This is a genomic window from Brevibacillus sp. FW301-21C12A (assembly GCF_058788915.1).
Map to the genome: position 1 here is coordinate 103,717 of NZ_JBYTBG010000002.1, position 24,388 is coordinate 128,104.

At 55.9% G+C, this 24,388-nt stretch carries 24 protein-coding genes, 1 riboswitch and 1 other annotated feature; of the genes, 16 read left to right on the forward strand and 8 right to left on the reverse strand.

The window, feature by feature from the left end; genetic code table 11:
• The first annotated feature begins 1 nt into the window (after position 1).
• The 6 genes from fdhD to AC3WQH_RS02095 all read left to right on the forward strand — a co-directional run bounded on the left by fdhD (position 2) and on the right by AC3WQH_RS02095 (position 6,040).
• A complete protein-coding gene (fdhD, locus tag AC3WQH_RS02070; protein ID WP_025848403.1) occupies positions 2–823 on the forward strand; it encodes a formate dehydrogenase accessory sulfurtransferase FdhD in 822 nt (273 codons plus the stop codon).
• A complete protein-coding gene (moaA, locus tag AC3WQH_RS02075; RefSeq protein ID WP_492331885.1) occupies positions 810–1,817 on the forward strand; it encodes a GTP 3',8-cyclase MoaA in 1,008 nt (335 codons plus the stop codon). The genes fdhD and moaA overlap by 14 nt, the downstream gene beginning before the upstream one ends.
• Positions 1,818–1,822: 5 nt before the next feature.
• Entirely contained in the window at positions 1,823–3,076 is a 1,254-nt protein-coding gene (locus AC3WQH_RS02080; RefSeq protein WP_026557027.1) for a molybdopterin molybdotransferase MoeA, read from the forward strand.
• Between the two features lie 77 nt (positions 3,077–3,153).
• Positions 3,154–3,783, forward strand: coding sequence for an HD-GYP domain-containing protein (locus AC3WQH_RS02085; protein ID WP_242507369.1), 630 nt, complete (start codon positions 3,154–3,156; stop codon positions 3,781–3,783).
• 175 nt (positions 3,784–3,958) lie between these two features.
• Positions 3,959–5,020 (forward strand): HD-GYP domain-containing protein, encoded by a 1,062-nt coding sequence (locus AC3WQH_RS02090; RefSeq protein WP_007785125.1) that lies wholly within the window; start codon positions 3,959–3,961, stop codon positions 5,018–5,020.
• 150 nt (positions 5,021–5,170) lie between these two features.
• Complete coding sequence (locus AC3WQH_RS02095; protein WP_005832862.1) at positions 5,171–6,040, forward strand: universal stress protein; 870 nt, start codon at positions 5,171–5,173, stop codon at positions 6,038–6,040.
• A gap of 128 nt (positions 6,041–6,168) precedes the next feature.
• Here AC3WQH_RS02095 and AC3WQH_RS02100 read toward each other — a convergent pair whose 3' ends face one another.
• From AC3WQH_RS02100 to AC3WQH_RS02110, 3 genes are all read right to left on the reverse strand, one after another.
• Positions 6,169–6,399 carry a hypothetical protein gene (locus AC3WQH_RS02100; RefSeq protein ID WP_005832859.1) on the reverse strand — a complete coding sequence of 77 codons (231 nt, stop codon included), beginning with the start codon at positions 6,397–6,399 and terminating at the stop codon, positions 6,169–6,171.
• Between the two features lie 5 nt (positions 6,400–6,404).
• Positions 6,405–6,560, reverse strand: coding sequence for a hypothetical protein (locus AC3WQH_RS02105; protein WP_238500504.1), 156 nt, complete (start codon positions 6,558–6,560; stop codon positions 6,405–6,407).
• Between the two features lie 146 nt (positions 6,561–6,706).
• Entirely contained in the window at positions 6,707–7,300 is a 594-nt protein-coding gene (locus tag AC3WQH_RS02110) for a TetR/AcrR family transcriptional regulator (RefSeq protein ID WP_122952645.1), read from the reverse strand.
• Between the two features lie 151 nt (positions 7,301–7,451).
• Here AC3WQH_RS02110 and AC3WQH_RS02115 point away from each other — a divergent pair, with 151 nt between their 5' ends.
• On the forward strand, positions 7,452–8,294 hold the full coding sequence (locus tag AC3WQH_RS02115) for a deoxyribonuclease IV (RefSeq protein WP_005832855.1): 843 nt from the start codon (positions 7,452–7,454) through the stop codon (positions 8,292–8,294).
• Positions 8,295–8,345: 51 nt separating this feature from the next.
• The gene (locus AC3WQH_RS02120; RefSeq protein WP_005832854.1) at positions 8,346–8,747 is read left to right on the forward strand and encodes a hypothetical protein; all 402 of its coding nucleotides are present in this window, start codon (positions 8,346–8,348) and stop codon (positions 8,745–8,747) included.
• A 125-nt stretch (positions 8,748–8,872) separates the two neighbouring features.
• Here AC3WQH_RS02120 and AC3WQH_RS02125 read toward each other — a convergent pair whose 3' ends face one another.
• Positions 8,873–10,297 (reverse strand): sigma-54 interaction domain-containing protein, encoded by a 1,425-nt coding sequence (locus AC3WQH_RS02125; protein WP_026557029.1) that lies wholly within the window; start codon positions 10,295–10,297, stop codon positions 8,873–8,875.
• Between the two features lie 287 nt (positions 10,298–10,584).
• Here AC3WQH_RS02125 and AC3WQH_RS02130 point away from each other — a divergent pair, with 287 nt between their 5' ends.
• The 6 genes from AC3WQH_RS02130 (at position 10,585) to AC3WQH_RS02155 (ending at position 15,499) form a co-directional block, all read left to right on the forward strand.
• Positions 10,585–11,253, forward strand: a complete 669-nt coding sequence (locus AC3WQH_RS02130) for a CoA transferase subunit A (RefSeq protein ID WP_005832850.1) — start codon at positions 10,585–10,587, stop codon at positions 11,251–11,253.
• A complete protein-coding gene (locus AC3WQH_RS02135) occupies positions 11,253–11,915 on the forward strand; it encodes a 3-oxoacid CoA-transferase subunit B (RefSeq protein ID WP_007785141.1) in 663 nt (220 codons plus the stop codon). The genes AC3WQH_RS02130 and AC3WQH_RS02135 overlap by 1 nt, the downstream gene beginning before the upstream one ends.
• Before the next feature lie 40 nt (positions 11,916–11,955).
• Positions 11,956–12,771, forward strand: coding sequence for a transporter substrate-binding domain-containing protein (locus AC3WQH_RS02140; protein WP_007785143.1), 816 nt, complete (start codon positions 11,956–11,958; stop codon positions 12,769–12,771).
• A gap of 87 nt (positions 12,772–12,858) precedes the next feature.
• Entirely contained in the window at positions 12,859–13,524 is a 666-nt protein-coding gene (locus AC3WQH_RS02145) for an amino acid ABC transporter permease (protein ID WP_025848420.1), read from the forward strand.
• Positions 13,525–13,542: 18 nt separating this feature from the next.
• On the forward strand, positions 13,543–14,283 hold the full coding sequence (locus AC3WQH_RS02150) for an amino acid ABC transporter ATP-binding protein (RefSeq protein WP_122952644.1): 741 nt from the start codon (positions 13,543–13,545) through the stop codon (positions 14,281–14,283).
• 28 nt (positions 14,284–14,311) lie between these two features.
• Positions 14,312–15,499, forward strand: a complete 1,188-nt coding sequence (locus AC3WQH_RS02155) for a thiolase family protein (RefSeq protein WP_007785148.1) — start codon at positions 14,312–14,314, stop codon at positions 15,497–15,499.
• A gap of 202 nt (positions 15,500–15,701) precedes the next feature.
• Here AC3WQH_RS02155 and AC3WQH_RS02160 read toward each other — a convergent pair whose 3' ends face one another.
• The 3 genes from AC3WQH_RS02160 to AC3WQH_RS02170 form a co-directional block, all read right to left on the reverse strand.
• Complete coding sequence (locus AC3WQH_RS02160; RefSeq protein ID WP_492331886.1) at positions 15,702–16,973, reverse strand: erythromycin esterase family protein; 1,272 nt, start codon at positions 16,971–16,973, stop codon at positions 15,702–15,704.
• Positions 16,974–17,309: 336 nt separating this feature from the next.
• Entirely contained in the window at positions 17,310–19,025 is a 1,716-nt protein-coding gene (gene argS / locus AC3WQH_RS02165) for an arginine--tRNA ligase (protein WP_007785153.1), read from the reverse strand.
• Between the two features lie 76 nt (positions 19,026–19,101).
• Positions 19,102–19,362 (reverse strand) — a binding site (T-box leader).
• A gap of 43 nt (positions 19,363–19,405) precedes the next feature.
• Positions 19,406–19,900 carry a hypothetical protein gene (locus AC3WQH_RS02170; protein WP_005835067.1) on the reverse strand — a complete coding sequence of 165 codons (495 nt, stop codon included), beginning with the start codon at positions 19,898–19,900 and terminating at the stop codon, positions 19,406–19,408.
• 213 nt (positions 19,901–20,113) lie between these two features.
• On the opposite strand from AC3WQH_RS02170, the gene AC3WQH_RS02175 reads away from it, so the two are divergent.
• Positions 20,114–20,392, forward strand: coding sequence for a hypothetical protein (locus AC3WQH_RS02175; RefSeq protein WP_007785156.1), 279 nt, complete (start codon positions 20,114–20,116; stop codon positions 20,390–20,392).
• On the opposite strand, the gene AC3WQH_RS02180 is transcribed toward AC3WQH_RS02175, so the two are convergent.
• Positions 20,389–20,496 carry a YjcZ family sporulation protein gene (locus AC3WQH_RS02180; protein ID WP_005835070.1) on the reverse strand — a complete coding sequence of 36 codons (108 nt, stop codon included), beginning with the start codon at positions 20,494–20,496 and terminating at the stop codon, positions 20,389–20,391. The genes AC3WQH_RS02175 and AC3WQH_RS02180 overlap by 4 nt on opposite strands.
• 210 nt (positions 20,497–20,706) lie before the next feature.
• Positions 20,707–20,808: riboswitch (SAM riboswitch) on the forward strand.
• Positions 20,809–20,925: 117 nt separating this feature from the next.
• Between AC3WQH_RS02180 and metH the strand changes: the two genes are divergently transcribed.
• Entirely contained in the window at positions 20,926–24,378 is a 3,453-nt protein-coding gene (gene metH, locus AC3WQH_RS02185; protein ID WP_005835072.1) for a methionine synthase, read from the forward strand.
• Positions 24,379–24,388 lie beyond the last annotated feature (10 nt).

Genomic DNA, 24,388 nt, shown 5'->3' on the forward strand with positions numbered 1-24,388 from the left:
GATTCAGCCCGTGTCTATTTTGTCTCCTGTCCTGCACTATGAAAATGGCGCTTTGGAGGAAGTAGAAGATTCCATCGTCACAGAGTCGCCGATTACGATCATGTTGAACGAGGAAGAGTTTGCGACGTTAGTGTGCAGCCCGGAATACATCGAAGAGCTTGTCATTGGCTTTTTGGCGTCTGAAGGGGTAATTCAGGCATACACGGATGTGACTGACCTGTTTGTGGACGAAACCACTGGGTACGCCTACGTCCGCGCCGAAAAAGTGAACAGGTACAACCAGATGTTCCACTCGAAACGGTACGTCACTTCGTGCTGCGGGAAAAGCCGCCAAAGCTTTTACTTTTACAACGACGCGCGCACGGTGAAAAAGTTGGAAACGACAGGCGTGACGATCTCAAGCGCGGATTGCTTTCGCTTCATGCAGGCGATGCAGCAGTCAGCAAAGCTTTTTCAGGACACGGGCGGCGTTCACAATGCTGCCCTGTGCGATGCAAACGGGATCGTCGTCTCCCGAATGGACATCGGCAGGCACAATGCCCTCGACAAACTGTACGGGCATTGCCTGATGCATTCCGTGCCGGTAGAAGACAAAATCATGGTGTTCAGCGGCCGGATTTCGTCAGAAGTACTGTTGAAAGTAGCCAAGATCGGATGCAGCATCGTGTTGTCCAAATCGGCGCCGACCGAGCTGGCCCTGCGGCTGGCGCAGGAGCTTGGCATTACTACCGTTGGCTTTATTCGCAACCAGTCGTTCAACGTGTACACCTGGCCTGAGCGAATCGAACAGGCCGAAGGGGGGACGTCCAGTGATTCCAAGTGAATTAGTGGACTCGTTTGGCCGCGTTCACGACTATTTGCGCCTTTCCGTAACCGATCGGTGCAATTTGCGCTGTGTGTACTGTATGCCAGCGGATGGGATGGAATTTGAGCCGGACGAAAACATTTTGTCTATTTACGAGATTACCGAGGTTGTCAGAGTGTTGGCCGAAATGGGCGTGAAAAAAGTAAGGCTGACGGGCGGGGAGCCGCTCGTCCGCAAAGGCATTGAAGAACTGGTCGCAGCGATAGCGGAAACACCGGGAATCGAAGACATTGCCTTGACGACCAACGGCATTTTTTTGGCGAAAAAGGCGGCGAAATTAAAAGCAGCGGGCTTGAAGCGCGTCAACATCAGCCTGGATACATTGAAGGCCGACCGTTTTTCGCTTATCACCCGCGGCGGCGATGTCCAGCGCGTTTTGGACAGTATCGCGGCCTGTCAACAAGCCGGGATTCGGCCGATCAAGCTGAATGTCGTTCTCATGAAGGGAATCAACGACGACGAGATTGAAGATTTTTTGCGGCTGACGCTGGACGGCGCCGTGCAAGTCCGCTTTATCGAGTACATGCCGATCGGCCACAACGACATGCGCTGGAAACAGTCGTATTTGCCGCTGTCGACCGTCTTGGAGCGATGTAAGCAGCTTGGTTGGGAAACAGAGGAAAGCCATGACGTGCGCGGCAACGGTCCCGCCCAGACCTTTCGGATTGCCGGGGCCAAAGGCAGCTTTGGGTTGATTCACCCGGTGAGCGATCATTTTTGCGAAACGTGCAACCGGCTGCGTTTGACGGCGGATGGCAACATCAAGCCGTGTCTGTATTGGGCAGACGAGTTTAACGTTCGCAAGCATATCGGAGACGATGAAGCGATTCGCCAGCTTTTTTTCAAAGCGTTGAGCATCAAGCCGATGAATCACGAAATGGCCAAGGCTTTGGCAGATGAAAGCCAATCTCATGTACCGACGGCAAGGCGCATGTCGCAAATTGGAGGATAAGCGAGATGGAAAACGCAAATCGTTTTCGCCGACAGACTGTTCAGGTGGAGGAAGCGCAGCGCAGAATCGAACAGCATCTGCGCCAGCTTGGCGTGGAGGAGGTTTCGCTGGAAGATGCCTGCGGCCGCACGTTGGCAGAGGAGGTGACGGCGCCCGAGCCGATGCCGCATTTCCGCCGTTCCGGGATGGATGGCTTTGCGATCATGGCGAGCGCTACCAAGGGAGCGTCACCGGAATCGCCCGTCCTGCTGGAAGTGATCGAGCATGTTCCGTGCGGCTTAGTTCCGACTAAAGCCGTATCGCCTAATACGGCTACGCGGATCATGACCGGAGCGATGGTGCCGGAACAGGCAGACGCGGTTATCATGCTGGAAATGACCGACAACGTGGAGAAGCAGGGCAAAACGTTCGTGTCCATCAAAAAAGAGATGCCGCCCGGCAAAAATCTGACTCCGATCGGCCACGAACTCGCCAAAGGCGAATGCGTCCTGCAAAAAGGAAGCGAAATTCGCGCTGGCGAGACGGCGCTGCTGGCTACATTCGGCTTTTCTCGTGTCAACGTATATAAGCGCCCGACCGTCGCGATATTCGCCACAGGCTCCGAACTGCTGCCTGTGGACGCGCCACTGTGCCAGGGGAAAATCCGAAACAGCAACTCTTACATGCTGGCAGCGCTCGTTCGGGAAGCGGGGGGCATTCCGCTGTTGATGAACGCGGTCCCGGATGAAGCGGACAAAGCGCAAGCGGTTATTCTCGATGCGTTTTCCACCGCGGATTTTGTCATCACATCAGGCGGCGTATCGGTAGGCGACTACGATATTCTCGTCGATCTTTTCCAAAACTGGGAAGGGGAGCTGCTGTTCAACAAAGTAGCGATGCGGCCCGGAAGCCCGACGACGGCAGGGGTGTGGAAAGACGCCTTTTTATTTGCCCTGTCAGGCAATCCGGGGGCGTGCTTTGTCGGCTTCGAGCTGTTCGTCCGCCCGGCGATTTTGGGGATGCAAGGGCGCAAAAACAAATACAGACCGGAATGCACGGCTTTTTTAGGAGAGGCGTTTGCCAAGGTCAATGCGTATCCGCGCTATGTCCGCGGAAAATCGTATGTGCAAGATGGCAAACTGTTCGTAAAGCCTGTCGGAATGGACCAGTCAAGCGTAACCGTGTCGATTAAAGATTCCGACTGCTTGATTAAGATTCCCCCTGGCGGGAAGGGTGTGCAGCAAGGAGAGCTTGTCTTTGCTCTGCTGCTCCGAGAATGACGAAAACGTTGCGGCGCTACATTTCGTAAATTTCGCTTGAGAGAAAAGAGCGGGATGACATGGCCGGGGAGGCACCATTGCAAAAACTGTTAACGACGATGCTGCATAGTAACCGTGCGGCTACGAATCACATGGTCGAAACGATCCACTCGCTCGTTTCATGCGTGAACGCCCGTGATCCTTATACGTATCAGCATTCGGTCAACGTTGGCTTTTACGCCTGGGTAATCGCCAACCAACTTCAGCTCGACGAGGAAGAATGTGCCAATGTGTATATCGGCGCCTTGCTGCACGACATCAGGATCATTGGCACACCGGATTCGATCCTGAGGAAAAACGGGTCGCTCACACCGGAAGAATTGGCTATCATGAAAAAGCATCCAGAGATCGGCTACGCGATTGTAAAACGGATTGCTCCCTTGCAACAGCGAGGAATTGCCAAGACGGTGCTGTACCATCGCGAACGGCTGGATGGCAAAGGCTATCCGCACGGCCTTTTCGCTGCCGAGATTCCGCTGGGCGCAAAAATTGTCTCTGTCGCCGAGGCTTTCAACGCGATGACGTCAGCGCGGCTTTACCGCCCTGTTTTGGACTACGGGAAGGCTGTCGACCAGTTGCTGGACGGAAAAGGCAGCCAGTTTGACCCGACCGTCGTCGACGTGTTCCTGGAGGCGATGGCCAGCCGCAGAGAAAAAGCGCGACTGTAAGGCCAAAAGAAACAGCGCCGTCTTTTGTGCGAAAAGCACCGGATCATCCGGTGCTTTTTTGCTGCAAAGGTCCTTTTTTGCCGGATTGTTCATAAAAACATCTGCGAAACATGTTTTTCCAATGCTAAGATAGGGAAAAAGCATCAGGGGAGAAGGAATCAGGAGGATTGACCCCATGAAATATGTGAGCGTAGATCAAGTTGAGCCTGGGGATGTGCTGGCTCGCAGCATTTATACGAGCGAGGGCTTGACGCTGTTGCAGACGGGTGTGCAACTGACCGTCGGAATGATAAACAAGCTGCGGCGCTTTGGGGTGACGATGCTCAGTATCAAGGACCCTTTTTTCGACGAGGTGAAGGAACAGGAGGTAGTCACAGAGACGACGCGAAAAGATGCCATTCGCAATCTGTCAGGCGCGATTTCGTGTGTCCAGTCCGGCAAGGAGTTCGACGTGCGCGGCATTCAAAAGTCTGTCGGCAACATTGTCGAAGAGACGCTGCGCAATCGCAAGGTGCTGTTAAATCTCGGGGAAATTCGCACCAAGGACAACGCCCTGTACATCCATTCGCTCAACGTCTGCATGATGGCGACCGTGATGGGCGTCGGGCTTGGCTACAACACCACGCAACTGAAAGAGCTGGCAATCGGCGCGCTTTTGCATGACATCGGCAAGCTGTCGGTGGACAAGGAAGCGCCAGCCTACAAGAAAAACAGCAGGACCAATCATCATACCTGGATAGGGTTTGAAATATTGCGAAAAAAACACGAGATGAGCATCGTGTCTGCGCACGTGCCGCTCCAGCACCATGAATGGGTCGACGGAACCGGAGTCCCCCGCGGACTAAGCGGCGACGAGATTCACGAGTTCGCCAAAATCGTCGCGATCTGCAACTACTACGACAATCTGATCTCGCCGCTTTCCGAGGAAGAGGAGACGCTGCCTCCCTACGAGGCGTGCGAGCGAATCATGGGCCTTGCGGAAAAGCGCTTCGACCACAAAATGGTCATCCACTTCCTGCGCTCGATCGCGCTGTACCCGATCGGCACGTCGCTCAAGCTGAGCACAGGCGAAGTCGGCGTCGTGATCGACCAAAACCGCGGCCTGCCAGCCCGTCCGGTCGTGCGGGTCATCAGGCGGGAGCAGCAGGCGAATCGGCGGATGGCAGAAGATCACGAGATCTGCGATATTGATCTCGGCGCAGAGCCCACCATTTTTATTACAGGAGTACTAGAATAGAGAGAGAAACTAGACCTAAGGGTTTTTTCGATGCCAAGATCAGGGAATTCCCCTACATACATAATGAGGGTGTCAGTCTACAATGAAAACAGGCAAAAAGTCTCAAAAATCGACTTTTTGCGACGATGAAAGAGGAAAGGACGTGTCCTTATGTCCCGTATTCTAGTACCAGTAGATTTCTCTGCACAGTCTATTCAGGCGGTTCGCTTTGCTCTTGCGTACGCCAAAGATAAGCATGAACTGACTCTGCTTCATGCCATCCCTCCGTTTCCATCGCGCAACGTCGTCCGCAAGCTCGGGCAAAAAAGCGTGGAAGATTTCCAATTGGATGAAGCGAGAGAAGACTTGAAAAAGTTCCTCACGATTGTCGAAGAGGCAGGAGTCACTTACGAATTGGAAATCGAGTTCGGCGAGCCGCATGAAGTGATCGCCAAGCACGCGACAAAAGGCGAGTACGCCGCAATCGTCATGGGGACGCACGGATACGGCCGGATCACCGGATTCCTGCTGCAAAGCGTCAGCTACCCGACGATTCACGACGCCCAGCTTCCTGTCTTCCTCATTTCCGAGGAGACCGATGCCAGCCGCTTCCCTTGGCAAAAAGTGCTGATCGCCGTCGACGGCTCGGAGCAGGCGAAAAACGCAGCGCAAAAAGCGATTGCCTTGAGCCAGGACATTCCGGGCGTTTCCTACCTGCTACTCAGTGTCGTGACGCCTCCTGTCGCTTATGCCGGAGTGTACGGCGTAGGCTGGGAAGACACAGCGACGCTGGAAAACTGGGGAAAAGAAACCGTGCGCACTTGCGAAGAAGTGCTGGAAGCGGCGCAAATTCCTTACGAGAGCAAGGTAGTGATTGGCGATCCGGCGACAGTGATTCGCCAGACCGCCGAAGAGGAGCAAGCAGGTCTGATCGTGCTCGGTCACCACGGGCTTGGCGGCATCGCGGGCACTCTGCTCGGCAGCGTGACCTTCAAAACGATTCATCGCACCAAAACGCCGCTGTTGATCGTCAAATCATAGGCTCATTCGTGAACAGGCAAGCTGTCCGGACTCCGGGCAGCTTTTTTGTGCAGATAAGGTTGGATAAGAATTTATCCAGCGGAAAGTGCAACGAAGGCTGTGCCAATGGCTTGGCGCAGCCAAGTTTTCTAATGCTCCAGGGCACGCTCAGCGCCGGACGCCCAGTTGATGCGGGAGCTTCCCCAGGCGGCAACGAGCACGACCGCGCCTGCGATGACGAAGACATAAATCAGCGCGGTCAACTGCATCAGCGGCCCGGCCACAAACGAACCGAGCATCATCAGCCCGACGAGCAGCGGCGCAATCGTCCCGTTTACCCGGCCGACGTACGCTTCTTCGACAAGCGTAATCATCCGCATTCCGATCACAATTTCCAGAAAAGCAAGCCCCACTCCGGTGAAAAACGCATGGCAGCGGTGACGATCAGCCAGACAGAGAGCGCCTCGACGACGATGGAGAGAGCGAAGACGGCAACCGGATTGTTTCCGCTAGTCTCCATCACGTAATAAAGCAAAGCCATGTTGCGTATCCAAATCCCGACGTTTTCCAGCGTATCGGAGACAAAGACGGTGAGAAAGACGCGATTTCCCCATTAGTGGCTTCATTTTGCACACTCCTGCGATTAATTAAACCGAACGTTCGGTCTAGAAACTTTCGAAAAAAAAGCTACCTGGCGACAATACCATGCAGCAAAACATCAATCCCCCGCTTCATCAAGGCATGAAGGCGCTCCTCCTCCATTTTGAAGCCGACATTGATAAGGCCGTTGACAAACCCTTCGAGGATCATCGCCAGCTCTTCCGGATCGGCCTCGGCAAATTCTCCGCGCGCCATTCCTTCCTGAAAAATCGACGTGTACAGCGTGTAGGAGGAGCTGAGCATCGCAAGCACCTGGTCCATAATGAGCGGATCGGCGAGCTGGCTGCCGGAAAACTCTTCTCCGGCTCGTTTCAACGGGTGGGACAAAAAGTCTTCGAGCAGAAAAGCGGCCAAGGCGTACAGCTTTTCCACCGAAGTGGCGTACTGCTTCTCTTTTTCCTTCCACAGCTCTGTCCACTCGTTATACTGCTTTTCCAGCAGGTGCAAAAAAAGCTGCTCCTTGTTTTTGAAATGGTAGTAAAGGCTCCCTTTGCTCGCTCCGGTCGCTTGGCAGATGTCTTCGATCGATGTGGCGAAGTAGCCCTTTTGGGAAAACAGCTCGGTTGCTTTCTCGACGATATGTTGTTTGGTTTTCTCCCCATCAAGGCGACGTTTGGACATGAAAGGCAAGGCTCCTTTTTATAGACTGAACGTTCGGTTTAATTTCGGTCTACCGGATGGGAGAAAGAAGCGCAAGTGCTTTCCCGCAAGGCGATTGAGAATGGACGGCCAGGGGAAAAATGGGGAAAGCGAGTGAGGGGGCGAGGAACGCATGAAAATCGGGTGTCACATCAGCATCCGCCACGGCTATGCAGAGGCGGCGCGAACCGCTCTGCGGGAAGGAGCCGCCTCTTATCAGTTTTTCCCGAAAAACCCGCGCAGCCTGGGGGTCAAGCAGTTTGATCCGGCCGATGCGGCAGCTTGCCGCGCTTTTTGCGAGGAACACGGCTTGGCGTCGATTGCCCATACGGCTTATCCGGTCAACTTGTGCGTGGAAGACGACGAGCTGGCTCTGGTGACGGTGCAATCGGTGCGCAACGATCTGGAGATTGCCGAGGCGTGCGGAGCGCTTGGCGTAGTTGTCCACTTCGGGCAGTACAAAGGGACGGACGTGCTTGCCGGCTACAAGCGGATGATTTTGCTGACGAATCGAATCGTGGACGGCTGGGCCGGACAGGCCAAGCTGCTGATCGAAAACAACGCCGGACAGGGCAACCGGATGGGCACGACGCTGGAGGAGCTGGCACAGGTGCGGCAACTGCTTGCCGAGCCGCAGAAGGTCGGGTTTTGCTTCGATACGTGCCACGCGTTTGCCAGCGGGCTGTGGGACGGGAAAAATTGGGGCGCGGTCATACAGCGTATGGAAGAACTGGACTATTTGCCGTATTTGTCCGCCGTGCATTTGAACGATTCGGTTTACCCGAGCGGCTCGTTTCGGGATCGGCATGCGCGCATCGGACAAGGGATGATCGGGGACAATGCTTTTGCCGAGCTGTTGCGCACGCCGCAGCTTCAAGGCTTGCCGATTGTATTGGAGACAGCGCGAGGGTCAAGCGGGGGGCATCGCGAAGAAATCAGGCACGTCCGGCGTCTGGCGAACAATTGGCAGGCTTGACCGGATTGTGGTACAGTGTGAGAGGATGTTGTCAACGAGGGAGGGGTACCAATGGCAAAACGGATCAAAGTGACGATTCACGATTTTGCGACGCTGAAAGAGAATTTGAACAACCCGGAAGAGCTGGCTCTTTACGAAGCAGCCAACGGGAATACATACGATGCCGAAATCGAGCACGACGGCTACGCTGTCATTGATGTGACAGAGGACGACTACATTGAGCTGGCACCGGGCGAATACCAGCTCATGATCGAGGAATGGACCAACGCCGGGCAAATCGGCGAGTGGACTTTGCAAACGAAGTCAGATCCGGCAGACGACACAGCGCTGCTGTATCGCAGCGTCGACGCGTCAGGCCAGGAAGTGCAGCCGCCGCAATCGCTGCCGAAGCAAGTCGTCGAGCTGGTAGCGAAGACCTGGTTTGGCAAGGCGCCAAAAAAGGTCGAGGAATAGTCGGACAAGAACAGGGAAAGGAGCGCTGCGAGTGGTAGCGCTCCTTTTTTTTCGCGCAAAAAATCGCAGGATGTAGCCGCTCGTGACGAGGAACAGGCGAAGGCTGGGAGCGGCAAGTACCGAGATCATTCGGCCGTCTCGTCCTCAAGCTGAATGTCGTACTTTTTGATCCGCCGCATCAGAAGCGATTGGGTGATGCCGAGCGCCGCCGCGGTCTTGCGCGTCGTTTTGTGGATGCGCAGCGCCTGCATGATAAATTCGACCTCGATTTTTTCCATCCGCTCCGTCAAGGAAAGGGAGCCGAGCGTGAGGATGCCGTCCTCCAGCTCGCGAATGCTGCGCAGTTCCTCCGGCAAATCGGTGGCGGAAATCTCGTCGAACTTGGACGTGATGACGATGCGCTCGACCAAATTTTCCAGCTCCCGCACATTGCCTGGCCAGTCATACTGGTGCAACACGTCCAGCACGTCAGATGTGAAACGGCGTTTTTGGTGGTGCTTGGCGTTGAATTTTTGCAAATTGTGGTGCAACAGCGGGAAAATGTCGTCTTTGCGCTCGCGCAAGGGCGGGACGTTGATCGGCAAAATGTTGAGCCGATAGTACAGGTCGTGCCGGAACTTCCCTTGGCGCACCAGCTCCTGCAGGTTGGTGTTGGTCGCGGCGATGATGCGGATGTCCGCCGTGTAAGTTTTGGTGCCGCCGATCGGCATGAACGTCTTGTTTTGCAAAAGCAACAGCAGCTTCGACTGCAAATGGTAGGGCAGCTCGCTGATCTCGTCGAGGAACAGCGTCCCTTTGTCCGCCATTTTGACCAGCCCGATTTTCCCCGAGTGGTTCGCCCCGGTAAACGCCCCTTTGTGATAGCCGAACAGCTCCGATTCGATCAACGTTTCGGGGATGGCGCTACAGTTTACATGCACGAACGGCCCTGCGCTTCGCTCGCTAAGCTGGTGGATTTGCTCGGCGAGATGGCTTTTGCCCACCCCGGTTTCGCCCGTGATGAGCACAGTCGTGTCGACCAGCGCGACTTTTTTTATCAGTTCCATGAGCGCCAAATACGAGCGGCTGTTGCCGATCAGCGTCTGCGACGAGCTTTGGTTCGCTTCCCGCTTCATGAGCTGCAGTTCCTCGCTGTAGCGCTTCAATAGCGCGACGGTTTCCTCCAACTGCGAACTGGCCCGTGCCGCCTCCGTAATGTCCCGGGAGTGGGCGACGATCAGCTCCGGCTTTCCGTCTTCGTCCGGGATAATATGGCCTGTCACGAGAAATTTTCCTTTGCTGTTCACAAGCTGGATGGTCGTCGTCGGCTTGCCCGATTCCAGGACAAGCCGGGTCACGGAAGGACTGAAAATGCCCATTTCCTCCAGATCGGTCACGTTTTGCCCAATCAGCTCGGCTTTCGGGATGCCGCACAAGTTTTCGCTCGCCTTGTTCAGCCACAGTGTGGTTCCTTGCGCATCCGATATAAAAATGCCGTCCGCAAGCGAGTTCAATATGTCGATGAACCGATCTACAGACGACAAGGCCAAAATCTCCGCATCTTTTTCCACGCTTGATACGCTCCCCTCATTTTTGACCTGATTGTACAGGAAGTGACTGCCGATTGTATAGTGAGTCGGATTTGAAAAAACGCGAGTCGATTTCGATTCACCTGAAAAGAGTGCGTTTCTCTCCCTTTCGACTCAAAAGTGATTCTACTTCGATTCGTCAGAAAAGACGTAGTTTCGGCAATTTTCGCTACCATCCAGCTTTTTGGGTGTTGGCACAGGACTTGCTACTGTTAGGGGGACGTAAGCGACTTTGCTCAATAAACAAGAGAGATAAGGAATGGCATGCGATGCTAGCGAAACTGGTGACGCGCGAACAAGCGACGGAATGTGTACGAGACGGTGTCCGGCTGATGTACGGCGGTTTCGGAACGATCGGCTCCCCGGCTCTTTTGATCGACACGATTTTGGAAAAAGGGGTGCGCGACCTGACCTTGATCGGAATCGACGCGGGGTATCCGCAGGTCGGGATCGGCAAGCTGATTAGCCACGGGCGGGTGAGGAAGCTGATGACGACGCATATCGGCTCCAATCCGGAAGCTGGTCAACAGATGATGGACGGACGGCTCCAGGTCACGTTTTGTCCCCAAGGAATTTTTGCGGAAAAAATTCGCGCAGGGGGCGTAGGCATTCCCGGCATTGTTGTCGATGCGCAAATGTGGGGAGAAGCGACAGAAGGAGGGGAAGCGGTGGTTTTTGGGGGGAAGCCGTGCTGGATGGAACCGGCGCTGACGGCCGATGTAGGCATCGTCTATGCGAAACAGGCGGACACGTACGGCAATCTCATCTACGACAAGTCGGCGAGAAACTTGAATCCGCTGGTGGCGATGGCTGCTGACATCACCATTGCCGAAGTGGAGGAGATCGTTCCGGCAGGAGAGCTGGACCCGGAAAAAATCGTGACACCCGGCATTTTTGTCGATTACATGGTGAATCGCAGCGGCGGGGGGAACGGCTGATGCGACTGACGATGGATCAGCGAAACATGATCGCGCGGCGCGCCGCCAAGGAAATCGAACCGGGGATGGCCGTCAATCTGGGGATCGGGATACCGGAGCTGGTCGCGGACTTTATCCCGCACGAATGGCACGTGATGTTTCATTCCGTGAACGGCATTCTCGGGGTAGGCCCCACGCCAATCAAGGGCGAAGAAGACCAGCATATCTCCAATGCGGGGGGAGCGCCCGTTACCGTAGTTCCGGGCGCTTCTTACTTCGACAGCACGATTGCCTACGGCATGATTCGGCGCAAGAAGCTCGATGTCGCTTTTATCGGGGCCTTGCAGGTCAATCGCAGGGGAGATTTGGCGAACTGGATCGTCCCTGGCTCGCGCGTTCACGGCATCGGCGGTGGAGCCGAGCTGGCCTATTACGCCAAAAAGGTGATCGTCCTGATGAGCCATGTGACGCGGACAGGCGAGCCGAAAATCCGCAGGGAGTGTACGTTTCCACTGACCGCGAAGCGCTGTGTCGACCTGATCGTCACAGAGCGGGCGGTTATCGAGGTCACGCCGCAGGGGCTGATGCTGACAGAGGTCATGTATCCGTACTCCTTGCAGGATGTCATTTACCATACCGGAGCGCCGTTGTTGATTTCAGAACATTTGCAAATGGTGGAGTAATGAAAAATTTTTCTGCACAAAGATAAGGGGGCTTACCAACATGAAAAAATCACTCAAAGCCGTTGCAGGCGTATTGTTCTCGCTGTCGCTTCTCGTAGCAGGATGTAGCCAGGGGGCTTCGACGAACGATGGCGGGGGACAGGCAGGCGCAGCCAGCGGAAATGCGTCCGCGATGACGAAGGAGCCAGGCGTGTTCGTCTTTGCCGCTTCCGGCGAGTACCAGCCGTTCAGCTATTTCAAGGATGGGCAGCTTACCGGGTTTGACATCGAAATCGGCAACGAGATCGCCAAACGGCTGAATTTGCAGCCAAAGCCCGTCACCTCGCCGTTTTCCGGGATTATCGCGGGGGTCAAGGAAGGGCGCTACGATGCGGCGATTGCCAGTCACGCGATTACGGAAGAGCGCAAGCAGCAAATTGATTTCGCCGATCCGTACTACTTGTCCGGCGGCCAACTGTTCACTCGTCCCGACGGCACGACTTCCACACTGGAAGAGCTGAAGGGCAAGGAAGTCGCAGTCGCCTTGGGCACTACGCATGAAAAAATGGCGCGGGAGTACACCGACAACATCAAGACGTACGACAGCGACGTCACGGCCCTGCGCGCGCTGGAGCAAGGCAAGCATGACGTGGTCATTACGGACAGTGTGGTCGGCGAGATCGCGATTGCCCAAGGCTTGAAAATCAAGAAAAGCGGCGCGCCGTTGTCTGAGGTTCAACACGGAATCGCCGTGCGCAAAGGCAATAGCGAGCTGTTGAACAAAATCAACGAGGTGCTGAAGCAAATGCACGAAGACGGCACGTATCTGAAGCTGAGCGAAAAGTACTTCAATCGCGACATCAGCAAGAACGAATAAGGTTGACGTTTGTGTAAGGCCGCCTGTCATCCGCGCAAGGAAAGCGGCGGGTGACAGGGACATTTTATCAGCGAGGGGTGGCATCGAGTGCCCAGTATTGCCCATTTGACAGAAGAGTTTTTCCGCACATTGCCGTTTTTTTGGAAGCCGCTGCTCTTGACGTTTGAGCTGACGATCGCTTCCGTCATCGCAGGGTCGATCATCGGGCTGTTCGTCGCCCTGTTGAAAGTCTCCAAGTTCAAGCTCGGGCAAATTGTTGCCAACGTCTATATTATGGTCATTCGCGGAACGCCTTTGATCGTGCAAATTTTTGTCCTCTATTTCGGTTTTTACAAGGTGATTGATCTCGGTCAATTTTGGTCAGCGGCTTTAGCCTTGGCGATCCACAGCGGGGCGTACATCGCGGAAATTTTCCGCGGGTCCATCCAGTCGATCGACAAGGGACAGATGGAGGCAGGCTTGTCGCTCGGGATGTCTACCGGCCAGACGATGCGCCGGATCATTTTGCCGCAGGCGATGAAGCGCTCCATTCCGCCGCTCGGCAACCAGTTTATTTTGTCGCTGAAGGAGTCGTCGCTGGCTGCTTTCATCGCGATGGATGAGCTGTTCTCGCTGGCGCGCCGCCTGTCTGCGGAAACCTTTGATGAGATGACGTACTTTTTGATCGTGGCCCTGTACTATTTGGTGATTGTCATGATCTTTACGTATATCGTCCATGTGATGGAAAAGCGGTTGGCCAAAGGTGACGTATAGAAGAGGGGAGGGAGAACGATGGAAGACAAGCAAGTCATGATCCGCGTGCAAAATTTGAAAAAAAGCTTCGGCGCCGTGGAGGTGCTGAGAGACGTGACGCTACAGGTGAAAAAGGGCGAAGTCGTCGTGCTGATCGGGGCGAGCGGCTCGGGAAAAAGCACGCTGATTCGCTGCATCAATTTTTTGGAGATCAAGGACGGCGGCGAGATTTTCATCGAAGGCAAGAGCATCGATCCGAAAAAGGACGACTTGACGAAGGTGCGGCAAAAGGTCGGCATGGTGTTCCAGCACTTTAATCTGTTCCCGCACAAAACGGTTTTGGAAAACATCATGGAAGCGCCGCTGATCGCGAAAAGGGCGGACAAGGAGCAAACGAGGCAGGAAGCGCTGCAACTGTTGCAGAAGGTAGGCTTGTCCGAAAAAGCAAACGTCTATCCATCCTCGCTGTCAGGCGGACAAAAACAGCGGGTAGCGATCGCCCGTTCGCTGGCGATGAAGCCGGAGATCATGCTGTTCGACGAACCGACCTCCGCGCTCGACCCGGAGCTGGTCGGCGAAGTGCTGGAGACGATGAAGCAGCTCGCCCAGGACGGGATGACGATGATTATTGTGACGCATGAAATGGGCTTCGCCAAAGAAGTGGCGGACTGGGTCGCGTTCATGAACCAGGGCAAGATCGTGGAGATGGCCCGCCCGGCAGACATGTTCAACAATCCGCAGGAAGAGCGGACGCGCGAATTTTTGAACCGGGTCTTGTAACGAGGGCAAAACGAAAGGGAGCGTAACGATGAGAGAGGTAGTCATTGTCGCCGGCGTGCGCAGCGCGGTCGGCGCATTCGGCAAAAGCTTGCGCGACGTCCCGGCAACGGAGCTGGGACGGCAAGTGCTGGAAGGGCTGATGGAAAAGGCGGCTTTTCCCAAGCAGGAAGTGAACGAAGTGATTTTCGGCAACGGCTACGTGCACGGAGGCGGGCTGAACGCGGCGCGCATCAGCTCGCAGTTGGCCGGATTTCCCCGCCATGTGTACGGGCACATCATCATCAAGGCGTGCGGCTCGGGCTTGAAAGCGATTGGCAGCGGCGCTTTGGCGATCATGGCCGGGCAAGAGGACGTGGTGGTTGCGGGTGGCGTGGAGAGCATGAGCAACGTGCCGTATTTGGTGAAAAACCGCTGGGGCAGCAAGTTCGGCAACTTGACGATGGAAGATGCGCTTTTGTCTGACGGCTTGATCTGTTCCTTGGAAGGCGAGCACATGGGCAACACGGCTGAACGGCTTGCGCAGCAGTACGGCATTTCCCGCGAGGAACAGGACCGCTTCGCCTACGACAGCCACAAAAAGGCGGCGACTGCCATAGCCGCAGGCAAGTTTGCCAGCGAGATCGTGCCGATTGCCATCCATGAGCGCAAAGGAGTGCGGGTGTTCGATCAGGACGAGTCGGTCCGCCACGAAATTAGCCTCGAAGACTTGGCGAAGCTGAAAAGCGTGTTCCAAAAAGACGGAACGATCACGGCAGGCAATGCGTGTCCGATGAATGACGGCGCAGCCGCAGTGTTGATGATGTCTCGCGAAAAAGCGGAGGAAGCGGGGCTTATGCCGCTGGTCAAAATCAAGGCGTTTGCCAGCGCGGGAGTCGAGCCGGGCGTGATGGGGATCGGGCCTGTGCCGGCCACCCAAAAAGCGCTGCAAAAAGCAGGGCTGACGCTGGACGACATCGGGCTGATCGAGCTGAACGAGGCGTTTGCCGCGCAAACGTTGGCGGTGATGAAAGGGCTGGAGCTGGACCCGGCCAAGGTGAATGTCAACGGCGGCGCGATCGCGCTCGGCCACCCGGTCGGTGCCACCGGCGCGAAGCTGACCGTCAGCCTGATGAACGAAATGGTGCGCAGCCGCGTCAAGTACGGCATGGTGACGCTTTGCATGGCAGGGGGAATGGGCCTGTCTGTCATTTATGAAAACTTGACGCTGTCCTCGTAAGTTTTTCGGCGGACAAAGAACAGCACAGGAAAAGCCCCGTCAGAGGGCCACGTCGATCTCGGCTCGTGGCGGTCTGGCGGGGCTTTCTTTTGCTGGTGATCCGGGGCGACGTCTTGGGGCGGAGCGGAGCCATTTGCGCTTTGCGCACAAGCGACCGGAAAGCAGGCGGATGGTTCCGGTGCACGTTTTCGTTCGCACGCCGTCAGTCCGCGAGCATGACAGAAGGAGTCGCCGTCCGCACGAACACGAGCGCATCAAACGCTTTTGCCGGGACCATTTGCAGCGTGTACATGTTCTCGATGCTCGCGTACCAGCCGCTAAACACGTCGCCGATGGCGCTGATCGGCTGCGGACGATTCAGATAGGCGTAAAAATCGGCATCCTGCCGCGTTTTGGCGAAGTCCAGGAAGCCGTCCGGCAGGTTGGTGCGCGCGAACAGCACGGCGAGGCGGTGATCCCCGGCGTTTTTGACAGCAAACAGCTTGCGTTCGTCGGTAGTGGCGTCCTTGGCCAGAAAGGCGCTTTCATAAAATTCGCTGCCGATTGCGTAATACTGGTCGCCGAGCGCTTTCGCCAAATACGCCCCCATGCAGGTTGCAACGCCCGTGGTCGTGGACGTCTTTTCAATGTGCCCGTTGTGTCCGGTAATGAACAGGCGCTCGCGGCCGTAATGTTTCTTTTCCAACGCGAGAATCCACATGACGCGCTCCGCCATGTAGCGATCGCGGGCGCTGCCGTAGTTGACGTTCGTTCCGTGCAGGATCGCGTTTTGTCTGATCGACTCGGCAAAGGCTAACGCCAGCTCGTAGTCTTTTTCGGAGCTTTTGGCGGTGTAGGCGGCTTTGTTTGCTTTCATCCGGCCGAGCAAGCTCTGGATGTGGGGAAGCCCTTCCTTGGCCGGCTGTTGTTCGGACAGCGTTTGATCGGTCAAAGCTGCCAAAGCTTTTTCATAGGTTGCGGCGAGGGGCGGATCGACTTTTTGCAAATAGGCGAACAGCGCTTGTTTGTTCTGGTCGTAGCGCTGCATGTCAAAGCCGTAAAAGCGGATGCGGTCGCGGTCAGCGCGCTGTTCGTTGTACGCGCGCATCCAGGACAACAGCGCTGCCATCTCCTCGGTGTTGTAGATCGCAAAGCCGAGCGCTTTTGCCGCCTCTTGCGCTGTCCCGCTTCCGCCGGATATGTAGGCGTCGACCTTCTGGCCGCCGCCGAAGTCGCCTTCGATGGCGAAGGCGCGGTAGCCGTGCTTTTCTACCAGTTGCCGAAACACGTCCAGCTTGAGCGTCGTAAATTGTTTGTTGCCGTGGGTCGCTTCGCCAAAGCCGATAACCGTTTTTTGGGGCAACTCCATTTTCGATACGGGAACGACATGCTTGTTCATAGACGATGGCAGTGCGCTTGCCGCCTTCGCCTCGAAGCCTGTCAATACGCTCAGCACGAGCAGCAAGCTTGTGGCGAGCAAAAGAAATTTTTTCATCGTTTACCGTCTCGCTTTCTGTAGCAGGTCGCCTGTTTGCGACCAGGTGTGAACAGCGGGATGTGTTTGTTGCCGAGTGGAGCCAAGGCGTTCCTGCGGGGGAGCCGCTATCTTAAGCCGGGGTGTCAAACGGAAGGAATCTGCCCGTTGCCCGTATTTGCCACATCCTTCTTGCTTTCCTCTCCTATTATGGCACAGGCTGGAAAAAAGGGCACGAAACAAATGAGTCAACTACCCGCGAGGCGCTTTTCATCCAAAAGCAAAAGCCGGGGCCACCTTTTGCCAAGGCAGGCTTCCGGCTTTTGGGTCAGATCATGCGTCAAAGAACGGCGCTTCCTACATTTCCTCTGGCGCTGCCAGTCCGAGCAGGCGCAGCCCTTCTTTCAACACGGCCACCACCGCTGCCACGAGCTGGAGGCGGGAAGCTTTCACGTCTTCTTCTTCCGCGAGAATGCGGACGTTGGCGTAGAATTTGTTGAACGACTGCGCGAGGTCGATGACGTACTTGCCGATTTGCGACGGGTCGAAGTTGTCGCTGGCCCGTTCGATCACCTCAGGGAAGCCGTTCAGCAAGGTGATGACCGCCCATGCTTCCTTGCTGTCCAAAGCGCCTGGTACGAGGCTCGCTGTCGTTTGCGGCTGGTAGTTGCCTTTGCGCAGAAGCGAGCAGGCGCGGGCGTGCGTGTATTGCACGTAAGGTCCGGTTTCGCCCTCGAAGGTGAGCATTTCTTCCCAGGAGAAGTTGATGTCGTTCAGGCGGTAGTTTTTCAGGTCGTGGAAAATGACAGCGCCGACCCCAACCTGGCGGGCAACTTCTTCCTTGTTCGCGAGCGTCGGGTTTTTCTCCTCGATCACTTTTTGCACGTCGGCAATCGCTTGTGCCAATACTTCCTCCAGCAAAACGACTTTTCCTTTGCGGGTGGACATTTTCTTGCCGTCCTTGAGCATCATGCCGAACGGGATGTGGTGCATGTCGGCGGACCAGGCGTAGCCCATTTTTTCCAGTACCTTGTACAGTTGCTGGAAGTGGAGACGCTGCTCGTTTCCGACGACGTAGAGCGCTTTGGCGAAGTCGTACGTCTCGTGGCGGTACAGGGCGGCAGCCAGATCGCGCGTCGCGTACAGCGTCGCACCGTCCGATTTTTTAATCAGGCACGGCGGCATGTTGTACTCGTCGAGGTTGACGACCAAGGCGCCGTCCGATTCGGTCAGCAGTCCTTTTTCTTCCAGCAAGGTGACGACGCGATCCATCTTGTCGTTGTAGAAAGCTTCGCCGTGCGTGGAGTCGAAGGAGACGTTCATCAACTCGTAAATTTTCATGAACTCCTTGAGCGATTCGTCGCGGAACCATTTCCACAGATGCTGTGCTTCTGCGTCGCCGTCCTCCAGCTTTTTGAACCATTCGCGGCCCTGGTCTTCCAGAGTCGGGTCTTTTTCCGCTTCTTCGTGGAAGCGCACGTACAGGCTGAGCAGCTCCTTGATTGGCTCGGCTTTTACTTTTTCCTCGTCTCCCCACAGACGGTAGGCGACGATCAGTTTGCCGAACTGCGTGCCCCAGTCGCCCAAATGGTTGATGCGCACAGGCTGGTAACCGCGTTTTTCCATGATGTTCGCAATCGCGTTTCCGATCACGGTAGAGCGCAGATGGCCCATGGAAAACGGCTTGGCGATGTTCGGCGAGGACAGGTCGATTGGCACTTTGCGGCCCTGGCCTACCTGGCTGCTGCCGTAGGCGCTGCCTTGCTCAAGGATCGTTCCGATCACTTGCGCCGCCACATTTTCCTGATCGAGAAACAGGTTGACGTAAGGGCCGACCGCTTGGGCAGAGCGCAGTGGCGCTCCTTCGATTTTTTCGGCAAGCTCTGTGGCGATCATCGGTGGCGCTTTGCGGAGCGCTTTTGCGAGCTGGAAGCAAGGGAAGGCGATATCTCCCATCGCAGGGTTTGGCGGCGTTTCCAGCATGCCGTAAACTGTTTCTGTTGGGAAGGTGTCCACACCGAGAGAGGTGAGGGCAGCGGCGATTTTTTCCGCGACTTGGTGCTTGTAGCTCATTGTGATTCTCCTTTCAAAATGGGAAAAAGCTTAAGGGACGCAAAAGAAAACAAAAAAACCTCCGCGTCTCCTGGATAAAAGAGACGAGAGGTTGTGCTCCCGCGGTGCCACTCTTGTTGTTTTCGCCTGCATGCGTGCATCAGGCAAAAACCGCTTTGTGCTGCTGTAACGGGCAGGCCCGGCAAAACCCTACGCGATCCGGGCGCGATTTGCTTCGCCGGATGTTCAGGCCGCATCTCCGAGGGGCGCTTCCTCGCGTGGTTCGGCATCGGGCTTCCACCATCCCCGACTCGCTACAGCCTCATTCCAGGAGTACTTTCCTCATCAACGATTCGCTTGTTTCTCTAGCATTATAGCCGTTTTTGGTGCCAGGATGCAACTTACTCTTCGGCTTTTTTCAAAATCTTGTCGAGCTCGGCGAAATATTGCTTCGTCAGCTTTTCTTTTTCTTCCGCGCTCATAGTTTCCGCGTTCATCCACTGCTGCTTGTAAAGCTCCAGTTGCTCCACCATCGCCAGCTCGGCCGCCGCCTCCTCGTCCAGATCGTAGTTTTCGGATGGATCAAACGGAATGAGCCGATTGTCGTTGCCGCTGCGCAGGTAGGGGGAGCGCCAGTTTTCCGGGAAGCGGTACGGCTGCTCGCCGAACATCAGTCCCAGGACGTCATCGGAGTCAATCGGCAGGAAGTGATCGTAGTTGTCCCTGCGGCCCCCTTCCGACAGGTTGATATGGGACAAAAAGTAGCGCAAATAATGTTCTCCTGTTTCGGTATGCTTTACGATGGAGTAGCTTTCAAATTCGGAGCTTTCCAGTTCTTTTATCGTTTCTATACAGGACAGAAATTCGTCCTTTTCACGCGCGAGCAGAGCGTCCATTGTCGATCGTTCCTTTCATCGGTTTGGGTAGCCTCATGATAGCAAAAGCGTTTCGCTCTGACAATGAAGGCAGAGCGGTCAAGTGCCATCCTGTTGAAAAAAGTTAACTAACGATGCTTCTCACAAAAAGCCCGTAGCTGGATCAATGGCGGCGAGAAGGCAACGGTCGCGCCTGCGGCAGCAGAAAAAGTCGCGCAAGCCTTTTGGAAAACGATGGTGGGGGAAGAAGCCGACGTTTACGAGCGCCAGGCGACAGAGGTTTATGCGGATGAGCATTGGCGCAACAGAACGTGGATGAACGTCAGCGACCAGCGGATGGAAAACGGCAAGCCTGTCCCGTATGACGTCCTGACCGTCCAGGTGGACAAGCGTGAGCGCGTCGCCTTTTACGGCAGGCGGTCTGGCTGCGATCGCACTGTCCATGACATGAAAAAAGAGGCTATCCCTTCAAGCCAAGGCAAGGGGGATAGCCTCTTCCTGTCATTTACTTAGCAGTCGTCGTTCGAACACCCGACAATGACCAGCAGGATAAACAGTACGAGCACCAATGCGAAGCTGTCTCCAAAGATGCCGTGTCCGCAGTAAGATGTACTCACGTTTGTTCCCCCTCCTTTCCGTTATGCTACAGTCTATACACGAACGCACAGATTGGCGTGGGCGAATGCCCGGTATGCGCAAAAATGGGCGCAGAAGAGCGGGAAGAGTGTAAAGAATAGACAAATTCTCAATTGACGAAGACTTTTCGCGGTGTTAAGATACTTTCAAACATCAAACCTGAAAGCAAAAAATGAATAGCATAGTAACAACTCTTATCAAGAGAGGCAGAGGGACTGGCCTGATGAAGCCTCGGCAACCGGTTAAAATCCGGTGCCAATTCCAGCAAAGCTACGTGCTTTGAAAGATGAGAGGATGGTTCAGGCGCAAAGTGTATCCGCGGACAAATCCTCTTCTTTCAAAGAAGAGGATTTTTTGATGCAAAAAACGGCTGAGAATAAACCGACGCAAGGGAGAAAAGGAGCACGTCAATGAAACCCACTTTTCGCGAACAGCTTTCCCGGAAAATTCTGATTCTGGACGGTGCGATGGGCACCATGCTGCAGCAGGCGAACCTGACCGCCGATGATTTTGGCGGCGAAGCGTACGACGGCTGCAACGAGCTGCTGAATTTGACCAGGCCCGATGTGATTCGCTCCATCCATGAAAAATATTTGGAAGCGGGAGCGGACATCGTGGAGACCAATACATTCGGGGCGACTTCGGTCGTGTTGGCCGAATACGATGTCGCGGACAAGGACCTGGAAATCAATATCGCCGCTGCCCGTCTGGCGAAGGAAGCAGTCGATGCCTACTCCACAGCCGAATGGCCGCGCTACGTGGCGGGGGCGATGGGGCCGACGACGAAAACGCTGGCACTGACAGGCGGCGTCACTTTCGAGGAACTGGTGGAGTCGTACTACCGCCAGGCAAAAGGGTTGATTATCGGCGGGGTGGACGTCCTGTTGCTGGAGACGTCGCAGGATACGCTGAACGTCAAGGCAGGCGGGATCGGCATTCGCCAGGCGTTTGAAGAACTGAACGTAGAACTGCCGGTGATGCTGTCCGGAACGATCGAGCCGATGGGTACGACTTTGGCGGGGCAAAACATTGAAGCGTTCTACATCTCGCTTGAGCACCTGAAGCCCGTGACGATCGGCCTGAACTGTGCGACAGGGCCGGAATTTATGCGCGACCATCTGCGCACGTTGTCCGGCTTGGCCCAATGTGGGGTAAGCTGCTATCCAAACGCCGGGCTGCCGGACGAAAACGGGCACTACCACGAGACGCCGCAAGGACTTGCTGCGAAAATGCGCGCTTTTGCCGAGCAAGGCTGGCTGAACGTGGCAGGCGGCTGCTGCGGAACGACGCCTGACCACATCCGGGCAATGGCGGAGGCGCTCAAAGACTGCAAGCCGCGCCAGGCAACAGAGCAGGCGGTCAGTGCCGTATCCGGCATCGAGGTCGTCTACGTCGAGGACGACAATCGCCCGCTTCTGGTCGGGGAGCGCACGAACGTCATCGGCTCGAAAAAATTCCGCGATCTGATCGCAGCAGGGCAGTACGAGGAAGCGTCCGACATCGCCCGCGCCCAGGTGAAGCGCGGGGCGCACGTCATCGACATTTGCCTGGCTGACCCGGATCGCGACGAGTATGCGGACATGGAAAAGTTTTTGCAGTTCGTCGTGAAAAAGGTCAAGGCTCCGCTCATGATCGACTCGACAGACGCGAAAGTGATGGAGCTGGGCTTGCGTTATTCCCAGGGAAAAGCGATTCTCAACTCGATCAACCTGGAGGACGGACTGGAGCGCTTTGAAGAAGTGGCTCCGCTAATCCGCAAGTTCGGGGCGGCCGTCGTCGTCGGGACGATCGAGGAAGCCGGAATGGCGATCACCCGCGAGAAAAAGCTTGAGGTCGCGAAGCGCTCCTATGACATATTGGTCAACCAGTACGGCATCCCGCCGCAGGATATCATTTTTGACCCGCTCGTCTTTCCGGTAGGGACGGGAGATGAACAGTACATCGGCTCCGCGCGGGAGACGGTGGAGGGGATTCGCCTCATTAAAGAAGCGATGCCACAGTGCAAGACGATTCTTGGCGTCAGCAACGTTTCCTTCGGTTTGCCGCCAGCGGGACGCGAAGTGCTCAACGCGGTGTTTTTGTACCATACGACGCTCGCCGGACTTGATTTTGCCATCGTCAATACGGAGAAGCTGGAGCGCTACGCTTCGATCCCGGAGGACGAGCGCAAGCTGGCGGAAGCGCTGCTGTTTGAAACAAACGACGAGACATTGGCAGCCTTTACGGAGTTTTACCGCCAGAAGAAAAAAGAAGTGCGCGTGGAAGCTTCCTCGCTGACGCTGGAAGAGCGGCTGGCCCGCTATGTGGTGGAAGGCTCGAAGGACGGCCTGGTCGACGATTTGAAGCTGGCACTGGAAAAGTACACGCCGCTGGAAATCATTAACGGTCCGCTGATGGCCGGGATGGAAGAGGTCGGCCGTCTGTTCAACGGCAACCAGCTCATCGTTGCGGAAGTGCTGCAAAGCGCGGAAGTCATGAAAGCGTCCGTCTCGTTTTTGGAGCCGTTCATGGAAAAGAGCGATTCCGCGTCGAAAGGCAAAATTTTGCTGGCGACCGTCAAAGGCGACGTGCACGACATCGGCAAAAATCTGGTGGAGATCATTTTGGCCAACAACGGCTACAACGTCGTGAACCTGGGGATCAAAGTGCCGCCTGAGCAACTGATTGCCGCCTGCCGCAAAGAGAAGCCGGATGCGATCGGCCTGTCCGGGCTGCTGGTGAAGTCGGCCCAGCAGATGGTCATTACCGCACAGGACTTGCGTGCGGCGGGAATCGACGTGCCGATGATGGTCGGAGGGGCGGCGTTGACCCGCAAGTTCACCTCCAACCGGATTGCGCCTGAATACCGCGGGGTTGTGCTGTACGCCAAAGACGCGATGGACGGCCTCGATCTCGTCAACCGTCTGCAAAACCCGGAGGAGCGCGAGCGGCTGATCGCGGAACAGCAGGATTTGGCCGAAGCGGCTGCTGCCGCTGCTGCACAGCCTGTCGTGCAGGAGAAAAAAGCTCCGCTCCCGGCGCGTTCGGCCATCAGCAGAACCGTTCCGATCCACCTGCCGCCGGATTGCGACCGCCATGTGCTGCGCCAATACCCGATCAGCCACTTGCAGCCGTACTTGAACTTGCGCATGCTGCTCGGCAAGCATCTGGGCGTGCGCGGCAATGTGGAAAAGCTGCTCGAAGCGGGCGACGAAAAAGTGCTGGAGCTGTACGGCGTGGTCGAGGAACTATTAAAGGAAGCGAAGCAGCGCGGAACGATTACTGCGCACGGCGTGTACCAGTTTTTCCCGGCGCAAGCGGACGGCAACGATATTATCGTCTACGATCCAAACGATCACAGCAAAGTGCTGGAGCGCTTCTCGTTCCCGCGCCAGCCGGAGGAACCGCATCTGTGTCTGTCTGATTTCTTGCGCCCGGTCGAGAGCAAGGAAATGGATTACGTCGGCTTTTTGACTGTGACGGCAGGGGGCGGTATCCGCGAGCGTTCGACGGAACTGAAGGAGCGCGGCGACTATTTGCGCTCGCACGTCTTGCAGGCGCTCGCTCTGGAGTTGGCGGAGGCGTTCGCCGAGCGGATTCACCACATGATGCGCGACGTCTGGGGGATTCCCGATCCGGCGGAGATGACCATGCTGGAGCGCTTCGGTGCCCGTTACCAAGGCATTCGCGTGTCGTTCGGCTATCCGGCTTGCCCGAATCTGGAGGACCAGGCGCAGTTGTTCCGTCTGCTGCGGCCAGAGGATATCGGCGTTCAGTTGACAGAAGGCTTCATGATGGAGCCGGAAGCATCTGTCTCCGCGATGGTATTTGCCCACCCGGAAGCGCGCTACTTTAACGCGGGTCCGTCGGTGTTTGAAGTATAGATCGTCTAAT

Bases quoted from the DNA above. Each gene is read 5' to 3' on its own strand.
- AC3WQH_RS02105 (WP_238500504.1), bottom strand. From the start codon at position 6,560: ATGGCTTTGCTTTATTACGTGATGGAGACTAGCGGAAACAATCCGGTT.
- AC3WQH_RS02160 (WP_492331886.1), bottom strand. From the start codon at position 16,973: ATGAAAAAATTTCTTTTGCTCGCCACAAGCTTGCTGCTCGTGCTGAGC.
- AC3WQH_RS02155 (WP_007785148.1), top strand. From the start codon at position 14,312: ATGAGAGAGGTAGTCATTGTCGCCGGCGTGCGCAGCGCGGTCGGCGCA.
- AC3WQH_RS02095 (WP_005832862.1), top strand. From the start codon at position 5,171: ATGTCCCGTATTCTAGTACCAGTAGATTTCTCTGCACAGTCTATTCAG.
- AC3WQH_RS02090 (WP_007785125.1), top strand. From the start codon at position 3,959: ATGAAATATGTGAGCGTAGATCAAGTTGAGCCTGGGGATGTGCTGGCT.
- metH (WP_005835072.1), top strand. From the start codon at position 20,926: ATGAAACCCACTTTTCGCGAACAGCTTTCCCGGAAAATTCTGATTCTG.
- AC3WQH_RS02120 (WP_005832854.1), top strand. From the start codon at position 8,346: ATGGCAAAACGGATCAAAGTGACGATTCACGATTTTGCGACGCTGAAA.
- AC3WQH_RS02170 (WP_005835067.1), bottom strand. From the start codon at position 19,900: ATGGACGCTCTGCTCGCGCGTGAAAAGGACGAATTTCTGTCCTGTATA.
- AC3WQH_RS02140 (WP_007785143.1), top strand. From the start codon at position 11,956: ATGAAAAAATCACTCAAAGCCGTTGCAGGCGTATTGTTCTCGCTGTCG.
- AC3WQH_RS02115 (WP_005832855.1), top strand. From the start codon at position 7,452: ATGAAAATCGGGTGTCACATCAGCATCCGCCACGGCTATGCAGAGGCG.
- AC3WQH_RS02135 (WP_007785141.1), top strand. From the start codon at position 11,253: ATGCGACTGACGATGGATCAGCGAAACATGATCGCGCGGCGCGCCGCC.
- AC3WQH_RS02130 (WP_005832850.1), top strand. From the start codon at position 10,585: ATGCTAGCGAAACTGGTGACGCGCGAACAAGCGACGGAATGTGTACGA.
- AC3WQH_RS02110 (WP_122952645.1), bottom strand. From the start codon at position 7,300: ATGTCCAAACGTCGCCTTGATGGGGAGAAAACCAAACAACATATCGTC.
- AC3WQH_RS02175 (WP_007785156.1), top strand. From the start codon at position 20,114: ATGGTGGGGGAAGAAGCCGACGTTTACGAGCGCCAGGCGACAGAGGTT.
- AC3WQH_RS02080 (WP_026557027.1), top strand. From the start codon at position 1,823: ATGGAAAACGCAAATCGTTTTCGCCGACAGACTGTTCAGGTGGAGGAA.
- AC3WQH_RS02100 (WP_005832859.1), bottom strand. From the start codon at position 6,399: ATGCGGATGATTACGCTTGTCGAAGAAGCGTACGTCGGCCGGGTAAAC.
- AC3WQH_RS02150 (WP_122952644.1), top strand. From the start codon at position 13,543: ATGGAAGACAAGCAAGTCATGATCCGCGTGCAAAATTTGAAAAAAAGC.
- argS (WP_007785153.1), bottom strand. From the start codon at position 19,025: ATGAGCTACAAGCACCAAGTCGCGGAAAAAATCGCCGCTGCCCTCACC.